8 protein-coding genes and 1 pseudogene are annotated in these 16,504 nt (G+C 71.3%); all 9 read right to left on the reverse strand.

What is annotated here, in order from left to right:
* Window positions 1-1,399: 1,399 nt before the first annotated feature.
* Window positions 1,400-3,082 carry a hypothetical protein gene (locus ACX114_RS35280; protein ID WP_459291732.1) on the reverse strand — a complete coding sequence of 561 codons (1,683 nt, stop codon included), beginning with the start codon at window positions 3,080-3,082 and terminating at the stop codon, window positions 1,400-1,402.
* 1,262 nt (window positions 3,083-4,344) lie between these two features.
* Window positions 4,345-7,083, reverse strand: a complete 2,739-nt coding sequence (locus ACX114_RS35285) for a VWA domain-containing protein (protein ID WP_459291733.1) — start codon at window positions 7,081-7,083, stop codon at window positions 4,345-4,347.
* Entirely contained in the window at window positions 7,080-8,813 is a 1,734-nt protein-coding gene (locus tag ACX114_RS35290; RefSeq protein WP_459291734.1) for a vWA domain-containing protein, read from the reverse strand. The genes ACX114_RS35285 and ACX114_RS35290 overlap by 4 nt, the downstream gene beginning before the upstream one ends.
* Window positions 8,810-9,661, reverse strand: a complete 852-nt coding sequence (locus tag ACX114_RS35295) for a DUF58 domain-containing protein (RefSeq protein ID WP_459291735.1) — start codon at window positions 9,659-9,661, stop codon at window positions 8,810-8,812. The genes ACX114_RS35290 and ACX114_RS35295 overlap by 4 nt, the downstream gene beginning before the upstream one ends.
* Window positions 9,662-9,666: 5 nt before the next feature.
* Entirely contained in the window at window positions 9,667-11,190 is a 1,524-nt protein-coding gene (locus ACX114_RS35300; protein WP_459291736.1) for an ABC transporter permease, read from the reverse strand.
* Window positions 11,187-12,172 (reverse strand): annotated as a pseudogene (locus tag ACX114_RS35305) (ABC transporter ATP-binding protein). Before ACX114_RS35305 ends, ACX114_RS35300 begins: the two are co-directional and overlap by 4 nt.
* Window positions 12,169-13,917 (reverse strand): hypothetical protein, encoded by a 1,749-nt coding sequence (locus ACX114_RS35310; RefSeq protein WP_459291737.1) that lies wholly within the window; start codon window positions 13,915-13,917, stop codon window positions 12,169-12,171. Before ACX114_RS35310 ends, ACX114_RS35305 begins: the two are co-directional and overlap by 4 nt.
* A complete protein-coding gene (locus ACX114_RS35315) occupies window positions 13,910-14,908 on the reverse strand; it encodes an AAA family ATPase (RefSeq protein WP_459291738.1) in 999 nt (332 codons plus the stop codon). The genes ACX114_RS35310 and ACX114_RS35315 overlap by 8 nt, the downstream gene beginning before the upstream one ends.
* 19 nt (window positions 14,909-14,927) lie before the next feature.
* Window positions 14,928-16,502 (reverse strand): hypothetical protein, encoded by a 1,575-nt coding sequence (locus ACX114_RS35320; protein ID WP_459291739.1) that lies wholly within the window; start codon window positions 16,500-16,502, stop codon window positions 14,928-14,930.
* Window positions 16,503-16,504: the final 2 nt, after the last annotated feature.

The following is a 16,504-nucleotide window of genomic DNA, read 5'->3' on the forward strand; positions in this document are numbered from 1 at the left end:
CTCCGAGCGAGCAGCAGCCGCCCCTGGCGCGAACGGGTCCGCATCAGAGCTCGAATGGCGCCTCACCTCACGCTCCGAATGAACACCCGCAGCCTTTGACGCGAACGATTCCGCCTCAGCGTTCGAATGGCGCCTCGCCTCACGATGCGAACGAGCACCCACAGCCTTTGACGCGAACGATTCCGCATCAGCACTCGAATGGCGCCGCACCTCACGCTCCGAGCGAGCAGAAGCCGCATCTGGCGGCGCGAACGGATCCGCGTCGGCGCTCAAGTGGCGATTTGCATCCTGGGCCGAGCGTCTCGATGCCATCGACATGCGGGGCGCCCGTTCGCTGAACGGCTCCGACTCAAGGCGAAGCGCCTCGCGAACGGAATCGACGCGGGGCTGCTGCTCGCCGAATGGAGTTGCTTCACGCCGACGCTCCTCACGGGCTGCACGGGGAGAAGCCGTGGGACCGTCTTGCGTCATCCGGGGTCGGGGCGCGGACTCCGCGAGCGAGCCGTGGTTGGGACGCGGAGGACGCATGCCATCACGAGCCCGACGGGAGGAGTCGGTAGGGCCGTCCTGCATCCCCCGGGAGCGGGACGAGGGCTCGTCGAGCGAACCGCGGCCGGAACGGAGAGGCTGCATGCCCTCACCGGAGTGACGAGAGGAAGCAGAGGTTCCCCCCTGTGGCATCCGGGTCCGGGGCGCGGATTCAGCGAGTGAGCTGGAACCAGCTCGTGGAGGACGCATGCCGTCACGTGCGGCGCCAGGGGCGTCCGAGGCAGACGCAGCACGGGACCTCGACTCCGAGAACGGCGCACTGTCAGGACGCACAGGGCGTCTCTCTCCCCTGGCCGCTAACGGGTCGGAGTTCGGACGAGGAGGACGCAGCGGCGAATCCGCTGTCTCCGATGATTCGCCTTCCCGCGTATAGACAGGAGGCCTGGAACCGCGACGCGAAGGACGCATCTCCTCCCGGGCCGCGCGGGAGGAGGCAGAGGGCTCACCCTGCGTCATCCGGCCGCCTGTGCCGGAGTCATCGAGCGGATCATCACCCGAGCGAGCAGCGGCTCCGGCAGTGCGCTGCCGTGATTCCGGCGGGCCCTCCCGCGAGAAGGGAGCATCCCGTTCGAGGTCGGAAACCCAGCGGTCCAGGAGCGACATCACGCCCTGGGAGGCAACGGGCGCACGGTTCCGCTTCCGCCCCGATTCATCACCAGCCACGGCAACCTCCCCTGCGAACCATCCTGCCCACGCACAGTAGGAATCACCCTCGCGCAGGGAAGTTCGACCCGGAGCCGGGCTCCACGGTTGAGTTCAGGATGGAGGGGCCTCGGCGAACCGCCAGGACGACAGTGCCGTCATCCCGGAAGGCTGTCCTCACGCCAGCTCGCCTGCTCTCGACGTGCGCTCAGAACAGGCGCGAGTACGTGGACGGAGCCCCAGGCCGTGGCGTCCAGCGCTTCGCATCGCGGGGCAGCCACAGGAGCTGGAAGGCCTCGGCGCGCCCTTCATAGCGAAGGGTGTGCTCGCCCCGGGACAACGTGAACTCAGGAGTGGTGATGCGCTCGCCATCAATGAACAGCGCGCCGGCATCGAGCGTGCTCGCGGGCTGGACGAAGTACCGGTCGGCGCGAACCGCGAGGAAGTGATCCTCCAGAGCGCCGGAGTCCGAGGGCACACGGTAGCGCTGTCCCCACAGGAACAAATCACCGTCGTAGGGCTGGTAGTGCGCATCAAGGAAGCGGCGCAGCGCAGGAGGAAGACCGGAGGTGCGCAGGTCATCCACCCGCAGCACACAGCCCTGCTCCACCAGCGCACGGGGCATCTCGTTGGACAGCAGGTCCACGAGTGAGCCGCGCAGATACGCGTCCGTGTAGAAGTAGAAGTGAGCGTGAGGCCGGCTCACGTAGCCCCCCGAGTTGTCGTAGACGACATCCTCCGGTCCCGTGAGCGCCGCGATGCGAGCAAGCACCTCGCGCTGCCGAGCATTGCCGCCGCCGTCCAGCAAGGCCTCCACCCGCGCGGCCTGGACAACGAACAGGCCGCCCAGCCCAGCAAGTCCCAAGGTCCGCACAGCCGGGGTGCGCAATCCAGAAACCACGATGAGGGTGCCGCGAGCGGCGAGGGGCGCAAGCACGCCCAGAAAGGGCAACAGGCTGTACGGGAACGGCGCGCGCTGGAGCGCATAGGCGCCGAAGGTCGCGGGCACGGCCACGAGCAGGAGCAGGTCGGGGGTGCGCGGGTGCTTCCGCAAGCGAAGGAACGTGGCCACGAACCCGACGGCAGAGAGGAGAAAGAACGCGGGTTGTGCCCCCAGCGCCGGCACCAGGTATTCGCGCCAGGAGAAGCCCGGGTAGTGCCGCTGGTGTTCGGAAGCCCAGACGAAGCACCACCGCCACCATGCGCCCCACGAGTTCGTCACCGTGAGGTAGGCGGACACCGAGCCCGCCGCAACGACGATGCCCGCGAAGAAGGCGCGAGGCGCGGCGATGAGCGCGGGCGAAGCGTTCCTGCGCGGCAAGAAGTCCACCAGGAGCACCGCGGCCACGAGCCCGCCGAAGAAGAGCGCTTTCTGGGAGCCCCACGCGGAGGCAACGAGCAAAGCACCCGCGAGGAACGACGAACGGACGGAGCCGGGCTGCACGGACAGCGCGGCGAGTGCGCCCAGGAAGAGCGCGGCGGTGAGTGCATCCGGACGCACCTCGGAGGCGAAGTGCAGGAAGCCAGGGGTGCAGAGCAGCAGCACCGGCGCCAGAAGCGCGGCGATGCGTCCTTCGCGCCGGTTGAGGAAGAACACGGAGGCACAAGCCCCCGCGAGCGGCACGAGCATCGCGGCCCGAAGCGCGAGCACGTTGCGCGGATCATCTCCCAGCAGCCGGAACAGAGGCGCCAGCAGTTGGTACACGAGAGGGAAGTGGACCTCGAAGAAGTCACGGTAAGGCACCTGCCCGTGGGCCATGAGCCACGCGGCATGGGCGTACTGGAATTCGTCGATGCTGAATGCCTTGTGCAGTGCGAGGCGCGACGCCTGGAGCGCGAGCACGCCCAGGACGACACCCAGCCCCCACCGCAAGGCCCGGGGCTCCGTCATCGACGCCGTCATACCGCGAAAGCAAGCCCAGCATCAGAAGCAGGAAGGGACACGGCCCGCCCCGAGTGATCCCCAACCTGTCCAACAGTCCGACGGGTTCCAGCAGCCCAGATGAACCAGCAGCCGACCGGAGCCGGAGCCTCCAAACCTGTCCGACTGTCGGACAGGTTTTCCACCTGCGCAGGTGGACTGGGAGTTCCCAGGCCGAGGTCCTCAAACCGATCCGACTGTCGAACACGTTCCGGCTACCAGGTGAATCCAAAGCCCCGAGCCGAAGTCCTTCAAACCTGCATGACTGGTCGGACAGGACTCCCTGTCCAAATGGACCGGAAGCCGCTGAGCCGAGGTCCTCCAAACCTGTCCGACTGTCAGACAGGTTTCCACGGCCCAGGCGAACCGAGGGTTTCCGGGACGAGATCCTCCAACCCAGTCCGATTGTCGGACAAGCTTCCTCTACCCAGGTGGACCGGCAGCCTCCGAGCCGAGGTCCTCCAACTGTTCTGACAGTCGGACAGCCGACTCCGGCCGCCCAGATGAACCAGCAGCTTCCAACCCGAGGTCCTCCAATTGATCCGACTGTCGGGCAGGTTTCCGCTGGGCCCAGATGAACCGGCAGCCCTCAAGCCAAGGACCTCTAAACCGGTCCAACTGTCGGACAGGTTTTCGCGGCCCAGGTAGACCAGCGCCCTCCGAACCGAGGTCCTCCAAACCTGTCTGATTGTCGGACAGGTTTCCGCCGCCCAGGAGGACCGAGGGTCCCTAGCCAAGGTCCTCCAAACCGGTTCGACTGTCGGACAGGTTCTCCACTGCCCAGGTACCTGGAGGCTTCCCAGCTGAGGTCTTCCAATCCGGTCCAACTGTCGGACTGGTTTCCGCGGTCCAGGTAGCCCGGAGCCCCATGGAGCCGAGGTCCTTCAAGCCGGTTCGACTGTCGGACTGATTTCCGCGGCCCAGGTCTCTGGAGGATCCCCAGCGGAGGGCCTTCAAACCGGTCCAACTGTCGGACAGGTTTCTGCGGCCCAGGTGTCTGGAGGATCCCTAGCGGAGGGCCCTCCAACCAGTTCGACTGTCGGACAGGTTTTCCGCTGCCCCAGTGGACAAGCAGGCCTTGAGATGAGGTCCTTCAAACCTGTCCGACTGTCGGACAGGTTCGTGGGGCGCGCCGGCTGCCGGGCAGCCCCAAAGGGGTTCTCCCTTGTGGGCAACGTGGCCCTCAGTGGACCTGGCGCCGTGCGCGTGCTCGCGCGCCCGCGCACGTCGACTCAGCGCCCTGTGCGACGCCGTGCCCTTGCCCGCGCGGCCTCCAGTGCGGAGTCCACACCCGCGGGCTTCGGAGGCTCTGGCTTCTGCTCAGCGGGTTCCTCCTGGACAGGCCTGGGCGGCGTCGCGGAGGGCTTCACGTCGTTGCGCGGTGCTGCCGTGGGCTCACGTGCGCTGGCTTCCTTCACGGGCTTTTCCCGCACCGCCCGCACCCTCGGCGCGGAGAGGAACCTGCGCACCGCGACCTCCGCCAACATCGCCGCCAGCGCGAACGCGACCAGCCAGGGCGCCAACGCCACACGGCCCTCCGACTCCGGCGCCTCCGCGAACAGGCCCGTCATCGACAGCCGCTCCTGCCCTCCGCCCACCGCCGCCAGCGCTCGCAGGGTCTTGAGCCCCTCCTTCGCACTGCCCGGCTCGAACTCCGGCGCGTATGGCAGCGCCACCGGTGGCGCCCTCAACACGCGCCCGCCCCACTTCACCACCGGATGCCAGGTGCCGCTGCCCGTCAGCGGGTACTCGACCACCAGCCGGTCCTCGTCCTCCCAGTGCAGCGGCTTCTCCACTCCCGAGCGCCCGTCGCCCGCCAACAACACCGCCGTGGGCAGCGCGCCCGGCATCGGCTCTCCCGGCGGCAGGTCCAACGTCACGCGCAGCAGGTTGCCCTGGCGCTCCGAGCGCACCACCGCCTCCTCCTTCGGCGTCGGCCTCCCCATCGACCAGCGGACCACCGCCTCCAGCGTCGCCCTCAGCGCGCCCCATTCGCGCAGCTCACCCGTGTACCTGCCGTCCACCTCCGCCGTGAACGCCACCGTGCGCCCCGCGCCATGCGGCCACAGCGCCAGCACCGGCGCGGCGTTCGTGTCCAACGTGCGCAGCGCCACGTTCGCCCTGGGCTTCAGGTAGGTGAGGTTGTAGCCGCCCACCTGCGGCAGGCCCGTCGTCGGCAGCGGCCCCAGCAGCGGCAGGTCCGGCGCGGCCTCCAGCGACGCGGGCTCGTCCACGAACGTGGCCCTCGCCACCGCGAGCGTCTCCTGGCTGAAGATGCGCGGCAGGCTCATGGCGTCCTCCGCGAAGTAGATGCGTCCGGCACCGCGCCGGGCCACCTCGCGCAGCAGGTCCGCGTCCGGATCCGTGGGCTTGCCCAGGCCGATGACCGACACCGTCACGTTGGCCGCTCGCAGCGCCGCCAGCGTCTCCTGGTAGTCGCCCGGCTCCTCGGAGTCCGCCGCGTCGGAGAACAACACCACGTGCCGCGTGGGCTTTTCGCTGCGGAGGATCTCCTTGCTGCCCGCGCGCAGGGCCGTACCTACGTAGATGCCTCCGCCTCCGCTGAAGCCTCGCGCCACCTGGTCGAACGGCAAGCCCTTGCTCACCGGACTCAAGGGGAAGATTTCATGCGGCTCCGTGTCCACCATGTGCACGGAGGCTTCGTCGTTCGCGTTGAGCAACGTGAGCGCCGCCGTGACGCCCTCCGCCGCCAGCTCCATCTTCGTGCGCCCGTCCGGCACCTGCATGCCCATGGAGCAGCTCGAGTCCATGAGCACGCTCATCGCCACCGACGCGCGCCGCTGCTCCTCGCGCATCTCCAGCGACACGGGCAAGAGCGGCTCCAGGGGCGAGCGCCGGTAGCCGCCCTCGCCGAAGCTCGACCGCCCTCCCGTCATCACCAGCCCGCCGCCCGCCTGGTCCACGTAGTCCGCCAGCGCGTTCAACCCCGTCTCGCCCAGCGCGTTGGCGTCCACGTTCTCCAGCACCACCACGCCCACCCCGTCGAGCGCCTCCAGCGACAGGTGGAACGGCGCCTTCACCTCCAGCGCCATCCCCGTCGCCGCCAGCGCCTTCGCCAGCGTGCCCGACGGCTGCGCGGTGAGCAGCAACACGCGCGGCGGCCCCTCCACGCGCAGCACGCCCACCCCCACGTCGTTCTCCGGGACGCCGTCTCCGGGCACCTCCACCGTGAGCCGGTAGTGCACGAGCCCGGGCTCCTCCAGCAGGTCGCGCAGGGGCAGCAGGTTGGGCCCGGGCTTGAAGTCGTACGGCCCCTTCACCAGCACCTTCCCGTCGCGCTCCAGGCGCACGGTGCCGGTGACAGCCGAGGTCGCCTGCACCACGGCGGAGAACTGGAAGGGCTCGCGCACGGAGACCGTGGCGGGTACGTCCAGCGACACCACGGCCACGTCCAGCGCGGGCTCCGGCCGGGACACCTGCCGGTAGTCCACCGCGATGCCCCGCGCCGCCAGCCGCCGTGTCGCGCCCCTTGCATCCGCTCCCGTGGCCCGGCCGTCGGAGACCACCAGCACCCGGCCCGTGCGCTCGGGGGGAATGAGCGCGCCCGCCGCGTCCAGCGCGGCCGACAGGTCCGATGCCTCCGCGTCCACCGGCCGCGTGAAGCCGCCGAACCGCCCGGACTCCGACAGCGGAGACTCCACCCGGGCCTCACGGCCGAAGGTGATGACGCCCACGCGGTCGCCCGGCCGGCGCTGGGACTCCACCAGCGAGATGAGCTCCTGCGCCACGCGGTCCACGTCCAACGGCATGGAGCGTGAGCGGTCCACCACCACGGCCACGTCGCTGCCCGCGTTCGCCAGCCGCAGCTCCGGCCCGGACAGCGCGCCCACGCCGAGCACCAGCAGCGCCCACCGCAGCACCATGGGCGGGCCGGGCCTCCGGCCGTAGCGCCACAGGAAGAGGCCCAGCGGCAACAGCAGCAGCCACGCCTGGGGAAGGGTGAAGGTCATGCCTTCCTCGTGACGTAGAAGTCCGCCAGCAGCGCGGCCAGCAGCACCAGCAGGAGCCAGCGGGCGCGCTCAGGGCCGCTGTTCCCATCCGAGTCCTCGCCCACGTCCTTCGCGGCCAAGTCCACGCTGCCCCGGCCACGCAGGTCCGACTCCCGAGCGTCCAGCGCCAGCACCTCCAGCGAGTCCACTTCACGGCCCTCGCGCTCCAGCACGTAGCGGCCGGGGCGGGTGGGCGCGGGCAGGCTCAGCGCGCCCGCGCCGAACACGGGCTTGCGGCCCGAAGGCCCCTTCAGCGCGTAGCGTGCACCGGCCTCCGTCACCACGGAGAGCGCTTCGCCCAGGTTGAGCTGACGCCGGGGGAAGCCCTCGCGAAGCCGCCGTGCTTCGCGCACCACGTTGCCCAGCAGCACGGGCCAGGCCGGGGTCCGCTGGAGGTTGGAGCGCGCCAGGTCCACGTTGAGGTGCAGCCGTCCGCCCTCCTCTTCCGACACGAGCACGGCTTCGCCCGCGGTCATCAACGGGCGGCCTGGAGGGTTCGCACCCGCCGTCCACCGCACGCCCGCGAGCTGCACGTCATCCATCAGCGTGCTGCCCTTCTCCGTGAAGAACGGTCCCACGAAGGTGCGCAGCGGTCCTTCCGCGCCCAGCGTCACGCGGGCCTCCGCGCGCGCGGGGCCGACGGACAGCACCGGCGCGCCGGGAACAGGAGTGCCGTGCGCCACATCGGGAGACACCGCCAGGAAGCGCTCCAGCGCCTGCTTCGATGCGGGCGACAGGCCCTCCGTCAGCCCCACGGCCACCGGCATCACGGGGGACGGAGGCAGGCGCACGTGTCCGTCCTCGGGCAGCGCGTCGTCCGGCAGGGACACCTCCACGTCGCCGGCCTCGCGGAACGTGAGGCGCACGGTCGCGGCGCCCTCTTCCGGCAACGCGATGCGCTCCGTGCGTTCAGTGCCTTCACGCGCGCCGGGTCCAGGAGCCGCGCGCACGCGTGCTTCAATCTCCGAAGGCCCCGCCCCGAAGCGAGCGACCCGCAGCGTCACCGTGGCCCGGCCACCTTCGTCACGCCGCTGCGCGGAGACCAGCGCCACATTGCCCTGGGAACGGCCCAGCGCCGTCCAGCGCACGGAGGGCGGCACGGTCGTGTCCTCGGAGGGCGGAGCGTCGGTGAAGAAGTGCACGTGCTTGCCCGGGCCCGCCAGTTCCTGTGCCCACAGGAGCGACGCCATGACGTCATGGTCCGGACCGCGCGCCTCGAAGGACTCCAGCGCGCCCAGGGCACGCGACGCATCGGCCTCCGGTCCGGCAAGGACCAGGGGCGCCACGCCACTCGCGAGCACCGTGACGTGCGTCGCGCGTTCCGACTCCACCCGCTTCGCGGCTTCCGTGCGCACGTGCTCCAGCACCGTCTTGCCATCCGGAGTCCGCGCGGACATGGACAGGCTGCCATCCACGACGAGCACCAGGTGACGGCGCCGGGCGTTCTCCCCCAGCCGCACGTCCGCCAGGTACAGCGCGGCGGCCAGCACGGCGAGCGCCTCCAGCAGCAGTGAAGCCTCACGCGTGAAGCGCTCCCACCGGGGACCGCCCTCGGCGCGAGGACGCGGCGTGCGCCACAGGAACAGCGCGCTCACCACGACCGGCTTCTGCCGGCGGCGCAGGAAGTACGCCGCGACCAGCGGCACCAGCGCGCCCAACGCCAGCAGTCCCCAGGGAAGCCCGAAGCTCACGCCCCGCCTCCCGCGATGAACAACGCGCGCAGGGGCCCTGCCACCTGCGCCCGTAGTCCTTCCGCCGCGTTCACGGTGAGCAGCGTTCCCCTCGCCCGCACCGCCGCGCTTCGCAGCGCACGCTGATGCTCAGCGAAGCGGCGGGCGTAGGCGGCCAGCACTCCGTCCGTCAGCAACTCCTCCAGCGCCACGCCACTCTCCGCGTCCACCAGCCGCGCGCCCTCACCGCCCGTAGGCTCCAGGTCCTCCGCGTCCAGCACCTGCACCAGGAACAGCGCCGACGCTCCTCGCGACAGCCGGGCGCACAGCGCCTCCAGGTCCGTCTCGAAGAGGAAGTCGCTCACCACCACCCGCAGGCCACACGGCCGCAACGGCGGCAGCCGCCCCAGCGCCGACGCCAGGTCATCCCGTGCCTCGAACTCCGCCCCTCGCAGCGCCGCGCGGCACGCCGGCCCCTGCACCCGCTCCGACCGCGCTCCTCCCCACAGCAGCGTCGGCGTCAGCCCCTGCCGCCCGCCCACCTCCACCGTCAGCAGCGCCACCTCGCGCGCCCCCGCTGCCTTGCGCGGCGACAGCCCCATGCTGCGCGAACCATCCAGCAGCACCTCCACGCGCGGCGACACCTCGTCCTGCCGCACGCGCAGCACCAGCTCTCCCGTGCGCGCCACCGCGTTCCAGTCCAACTGCCGCAGGTCATCCCCCGGCTGGTACGCGCGGAAGTCGTGCAACTCCATCGCGCTGCCCGCGGACGTGGCGCGCACCTCGCCCACCCGTCCCCGCTGCGGCAGTCGTGGCAGCGCCAGGCTCAGCCCCGGCGTCAGGCGCGCCACCTCCGCCTCATCCAACATCGCGCTCACTGCTGGTGGACCCGCCGCTCGCGTTCAGCGAGCACCCGGTCCGCGGCGAACGCCGCCAGGAACGCCACCAGCCCCACGCACAGGAGCAATTCCGGCGGCAGCTTGAGACCGCTCGGGTCGCTGTAGTCGTACTTGCCGAAGTTCAGCGTCCCCAGCACCGGGTTGAGCAGGTTGAGCAACTCATCGCGCCCCTCCAGGTTCAGGAACACCGCCAGCAACGGCGGCACACCGGCCCCCAGGATTCCCACCAGCACGTAGATCAACCGCACAGACACCGGCGATTCGAAGCGCCCCGAGCGCGGCATCCGCCCCAGCAGCAGCGCCAGCGACAGGTACAGCACCCCATAGAGCGCCAGCACCGCCTGCGACATCCCCATCCGCAGGCTGCTCGTCGCCCCATCCGACAACCACAGCAACACTCCGCACCCCACCGCCCACCCCACGAGCAGCAACACCGACAGCCGGAAGCCGCGCAGCGCCCCGGGCCGGAACAGCGTCCACGTCCGGGTGCCCGCGCGCAGCGGCCGCGACTGCCCGTCCACGTCCGTCGCGATGAAGAGGGTCGCGAAGATGAGGTGCAGCCCTCCGAGGATGCCCATCACCCCGGGAATGTCGTCATCCCGGTCCCTGAGCCACCACACCGCCGTCATCCCCACGAACGACAGCACCACCTGCACCACCAGCGCCCGCCGGGGATGGCGCGTGTAGTCCTCCGTCACGAGCGACAGCCGCGACACCGCCGTCTCGAACATCAGCCATCCGTCCGACACCAGCAGCCAGAGCACCGCGCCCAGCCCCAGGAAGAAGTTCCGGTCGAACGAGAACCCGCTGCTCCGCTCGTTCGTCACCACGAAGGTGAACGTCAGCGCCTGGAAGAACGTCACCACCAGCACGCCCACCAGCGCGAGCCGCACCGCGGCCCGTCCCATCCGGCTGTCCGCCAGCGTCGCCGCGCACACCGACACGAGCGTGAGGAACACCAGCCACATCCCGCCCAGCATCAGCACCGTCAGGATGGTGGGCAGGTCGATGCCGTTGAGGAAGTAGCTGAACAGCAGGAACGGCCCCACCGCCGACGCGTACAGCACCGCCTGCACCAGGAAGGACGCCACCTTGCCGCGCAGGATGCGCCGGGGCCCCAGCCCCGTGAGCAGGAGCAGCGACCACGTCTCGTCCTCGCGCTCGCGCGCCAGGGACCGGTACGCGTTGAAGGGGATGAGGCCGAAGTGCACCAGCGCCAGGCACACGAAGAAGGAGAAGAAGTACGACCGCCCCTCGCGCGTGTACGTGCTGTCGTGCGTGTTCGCGAACGCGATGAGCGACAGCACCAGGCACGCCGCGAGCAGCAACCCGAAGCTCACCCAGAAGACGCGCGTGCGCAGCCCCTGCCGCACCTCCTTCACCACCAGCGGGTTGAGCCGGTCGCCCCACTTCTCCCACCGGTCGGACACCGCGGCCGGGACACCCGGCGAGGGGGCGGACTCGGCCGCGCCCGACGCGGGACTCGCTTGCGTGCTCACGCCACCCTCCCCTTCGTCACCGTCATGAACGCGTCCTCCAGGTTGCGCTCGCGCGGGCTGAACGCGCACACCGGCAGCCCCTGCGACACCAGCGCCGCGAGCAGCGCCGCCGCGGCTGCTTCCGCCTGCGCCGGCCCCGCGTCCGCCTCCAGCTCCAGCCGCACGCGCAGCGCGCTGGCCTCGCGCGCCACGTCCTTCACGCGCGGCTGCTCCAGCAGCGTGCGCTCCGTGCGCGACCAGAGCGCCTCGGCCTCGTCGCCCTGCGCCGCCAGCCGCACCGTCAGCTCCATCACGCGCGACGGGCCCGCGCTCTGGCGCAGCAGGTCCTCCACCTTGCCCTGGGCCAGCAGGCGCCCCTGCTCGATGATGACGCAGCTGTCGCAGATCTCCGCCAGCTCCGTGAGGATGTGGCTGGAGATGATGACCGCCTTGCCCTGATCCGCCAGCGCGCGCAGCAGCTCCCGCAGCTCGATGCGCGCTCGCGGATCCAACCCGTCCGCCGGCTCGTCCAGCAGCAGCAGCCGAGGGTCATGGAGCAGCGTGCGCCCCAGGGCCACGCGCTGACGCATGCCCTTGGACAGCTCCGTGGTGAGCTTGTTCGCCAGCGGGCCCAGCCCCGTGAACTCCATCACCGAGTCCACCCGCTGCTTGCGCTGCGCGCCCCGCAGTCCGTACGCGCGCGCGAAGAAGTCCAGGAACTCCTTCACGGTGACGTCGTCGTAGGTGCCGTAGCGGTCCGGCATGTAGCCCAACAGCGGCCGGCCCGGTCCGGCGCGTCCACCAGCGACGTGCCGTCCAGCAGCACCGTGCCCGCGGTGGGCACGTCCAGCGTGGCCAGGATGCGCAGCGTGGTGCTCTTGCCCGCGCCGTTGGGTCCGATGAAGCCCAGGATGCCGCCGGCCTCCAGCGAGAACGACACGTCGTCCACCGCTCGCAGCGCGCCGTAGTCGCGCCGCAGCCCCTTCACCTCCAGCAGGCTCATCGTCGTGCCTCCTCGACCTGACCGCGCACCAGGTGCATCGCGGCCTCCAGCTCCACGTCCAGCGCCGCCGTGGGCGTGAAGCCGCGCCCGCCCAGCCGCGCCACGAACGTGCCGTCCTTCAGCGGCTGCTCCAGGGCAAGTGCCGCGCCCGGGAAGCGCATGCGTGGCTCATGCTCGAGCCCCCACAACAGGTCCTCCCCTTCCGCGTCCTTCGGAGTGGCCAGCCCCTCCGCGCCGTCCGCCAGCTCCGGCAGGGCCCAGAGCTGGCCATCCAGCTTCAACAGGCCGCCCTTCAGCGGAGCTCCCAGCGCGTTCTGCACCTGCACGCCGCCGTCCGCCTTGCGCGCCGTCAGCCGCGCGCGCGAGGGGACCACGGCGACCTCGCCCCACTCGCGATAGCTGCGCGAGGGCAGGAAGCTGTTCTTCACCACCAGCCCGTTCGTCCAGTCCAGGACGCGCGGCGGATCCTCCGGACCCGACGAGGACTCCGAGGCCAGCAGCACGCTGGAGGCGGGCATGCGCACGCTGTCCTCCGCGAGGTTCGCGTACCAGGCGTTGAGGCCCACCGTCACCGCGCGGGACCGCTCGCGGTCCAGCAGCGTGAGGCTGTAGCGCGCGGCGTGCACGCTGAAGCCGTCCACCAGCACGGACCACGCCACCAGTCCCAGGCTCGTGAGGAGCGCCAGCGTGGGCACGGCGATGAGCACCGCCAGCGGTCCCTTGCGCCGCGCGAGCATCCACCCACCGGGCCCCACCGCGAGCACGAAGAGGAAGATGAGCATCAGGAAGCGGCCCACGGGCGCGCGGGCGCTCGACAGCAGAGGCAGGCGCCCATCGCTGAGCAGATCATTGCGCTCCCACCGGGGCGGCGGACCCGCGGGCACCACCGCGGCGGGCGACCGCTCCGTGTCCTCCCAGAGGTTGAAGCCGCAGCCCGGGTTCTGCTTCCGGCAGTCGCGGAACTGGCGCACGTAGCCGAAGCCGTAGGGCGACAGCTCGTCCTTCTCATTCTGGAGCAGCGGGAAGCGCAGGCGCGGATTCGCGGGGGGCTGGTCGAGCACCAGCTTTCCGCCCGTCACGGCGAACGTCTCCAGCACCGCCCAGACGTCGTCGGGCACCTGGTCCGCCGGCACCGCCACCAGCACCGCGTCGTAGCCCGCGTAGGCCGCCAGCTCGCGCGGCGCGGTGTGCGGATCCACGAAGCGCGTGGCGACGAGCGGCTCCAGGTTCTCCGCCGCGCGGGTGAGGCCGGTCGCGGCCTCGAAGGCCTTCACGTCGCCCAGCACCATCACGCGGGCGCCCCGGTAGCCGTCCAGGTAGAAGCTCTGGGCCGCGGTGTCCATCCCGGGCGAGTCCAGGCGGAGGATCCCCGACTGCAGGTCCGAGGGCATCAAGAGCCACGTGACGGTGCGCTCGCGGGGGCCCAGCTCCAGCGAGCGCTCCATGATGCGATCCTGCGACTGGATGGACAGGCGCACCGGGCGCGGCTGGCCGCCGTTGTTGTGCACCGTCACCTGGATGGGCGTGTAGCCCCGGTTCGGCACGAGCGTGACGGCGCGCAGGGTCGCCTTGAGGTCGCCCTGGGTGGGCAGGCTCTCCGTCGTCTCCACCACCTCGCGGTAGCCGCTGCCTTGAGGCTCCTTCTCCTCCCGCATCGACGCCGGCAGGGAGGTCGCGAACGCCGCCGTCGTCCAGAGCAGGGTCCCCAGGAGCACGGCGAAGGACAGGGGCGCGCGGCTAACCACGGGGCACCTCGGGGGTGGCCTTGAGCAGCTCGCGCACCACGTCCGGCGCGGTCACCTTCTCCAGCGACGCCTCGTAGGCCAGCACCAGGCGGTGGTTGAGGGCGGCGGGCGCGGCGGCCACCACGTCATCGAAGCCCACGTTGGGCCGGCCCTCGAGCAGCGCGCGCGCACGGCCCGCGGCGGCCAGGGCCAGCGCCGCGCGAGGGCTCGCGCCGAAGCGCACGAAGCGGCGCACGGGCTCCGGAGCGGAAGCCTGGCGCGGGTCGGACGCCTCCACCAGCCGGCCGATGAAGTCCGCCACCGGCCCGGGCAGGTGCACGCGGTCCACCGCGGCGAACAGGCGCGACAGGCCTTCGGCGTCCAGCACCGGCTCCTGCGCGGGAGGCGCGCCGCGCACGCGCGTGGTGAGCAGGGTGCGCAGCGTCTTGGCGCCCACGGGCGGCACGAGGATGCGGAAGAGGAAGCGGTCCAGCTGCGCTTCGGGCAGCGGGTACGTGCCTTCGAGCTCGATGGGGTTCTGCGTGGCGAGCACGAAGAAGGGGTCGGGCAGGGGCCGCGTCTGGCCCAGCACCGTCACGGACCGCTCCTGCATGGCCTCCAGCAGCGCGGACTGCGTCTTGGGGCTGGAGCGGTTGATTTCGTCCGCGAGCACGAGGCTCGCGAAGAGGGGCCCCTCGCGGAAGACGAAGTCGCGGCGCGATTCGCCCTCCAGCACGTAGGTGCCGGTGATGTCGCCGGGCAGCAGGTCGGGGGTGAACTGGATGCGGCGGAAGGGCAGCGACAAGAGCCGCGCCAGGGCCTTGCACAGCTCCGTCTTGCCCAGGCCGGGCAGGCCCTCCAGGAGCACGTGGCCCCGGGCGAGCACCGCCGTCACGACCTGCTCGACCACCGTCTCCTGGTCGAGCATCACCTGGTTGAGCCCGGCCTTGAGCCGGGACGCCACGTCCGCCGCGCCCTGCGCTTCGGCGGGACTCAGAAGCTCCGCTGCCACGTCGTTTCCCCCTTCTGGACTACGGACCACCGAAGTACCGCTTCACCAGGTCGCGGTTGCGAGGCAGCAGCGGACCGGAGGTCGGTCCCGCCGTCGCATCGCCCTTCGCGCCCGTGCCCTTCGCGCTGGACGGCCCCGCCTGCCCCGTCCGGGCCTGCGGATCCGCCGCGCGAAGGCCCCACAACTCCTCCGCATCGCCGCCGTTGCCGTCCGGCAGCGGCTGGAACGCGAGCCGGTTCGGATCCATCTCCGCCTCGCCACCGAAGACGACTGGCTGGCTCTCCCCACCCCGGCTCACGCCCGCGCCCTCGCCCTTGCCCTGCCGCGTGTTCCGGCTCGCGTGCTGACTGCCCTGCTCTCCCTCTCCGTCGCCCTCTTCCCCTTCGCCCTGCCCGTCCTGGCCCTGCCCCTTCTGGCCCTGGCCCTTCTGCCCCTGCCCGGACTGCTGCCGCCCGGTGGGACGCCGGACCTGGGCGCCACGGTTCCCTCGCGACGCGTTTTCCTCGCCGAAGCGCTGGGCCAGGGACTGCTGCCGGCGTTCCAGCGTGCGGCGCAGGTCGGCGATCTGATCCGGTGAACCGGAGGCCTGGGCGCGGGCGGAAGCGCGAGCCTGGGCCTCGCGGGCCGAAGGGTCGCCAGAGCCCTGCTTGTCGCCGCCCTGCTCGCCCGTGCCCTGCGCCTGCGAGCTCTGCTGCTCGCCATCCTGTTCACCGGCGCCCTGGCCCTGGGAGTTCTGCCCGGACGCGGAAGCTTCCTGCTCACCGTTGGCGTCGTCCTCCGAGGTCCCGCTGGCGCGAGCATCGAGCGCCATCAGCGCCTGCTCCAGCGACTCGCGCTCACGGGTGGCGGCCTCCGCACCGCCAGCGGCGGCGAGCGCGTCCTCCAGTTCAGCGGCGGCCTCGGATGCACGGTTGAGCTCGGCGGCGGCCTCGGAGGCGCGCTCGGCGAGCCGCTGCTCCAGGGCATCCGCGGCCTCCCAATCCGCGGAGTCGAAGCGGCCCTGAGCGACCTCTTCCGACAGCCGGCGCAGCTCCTCCTCGACGTCGGGGCCCAGGGGCTCCTCGCGGGCCAGGGCCTCGGCCTGCGCCTGCACGGCGGCGACCTGGGTCGCGGCGGCTGCGTTGATGTTCGACGTGCGCAGGGCCGGCAGTGGAACGAGGAACCCCACCGCGAGGAACACGAGCGCCCCCAACAGCGCGCCCACGGGCCGACGCCAGGGGACCTCCGGAGGCTTCACCTGCTGCGCGAGCTGGTTGAGGCTCAGCTCCCACTCCCCGACAGGGCGCTCCAGCCGCGTGAGCAACAGGCCGCCCGCATTGGCGGACCGGTCCGCGAGCACCGCCGCGTACTCCAGCGACACGCCGCGCGAACGGGCACGCACGAACCACCATGCCAGCCCCGCGATGACAAGCGGAGGCACGGCCCAGACGGCCAGGTCGCGCAAGAGCAACCGGGACACCACGCAAGCGGTGGCCATGGCCCAGAGCGGAGCGATGCCCGCGCCACTCCAGGCCACCCCGTTGAGCCGCCGCTGCACGCGCCGGATGGGCGCGAGCACGAGAGACTGGAAGCGGCGTTCGTCACTGGCGGCCATGC

The sequence above is a fragment of the Corallococcus sp. M7 genome (assembly GCF_054512695.1).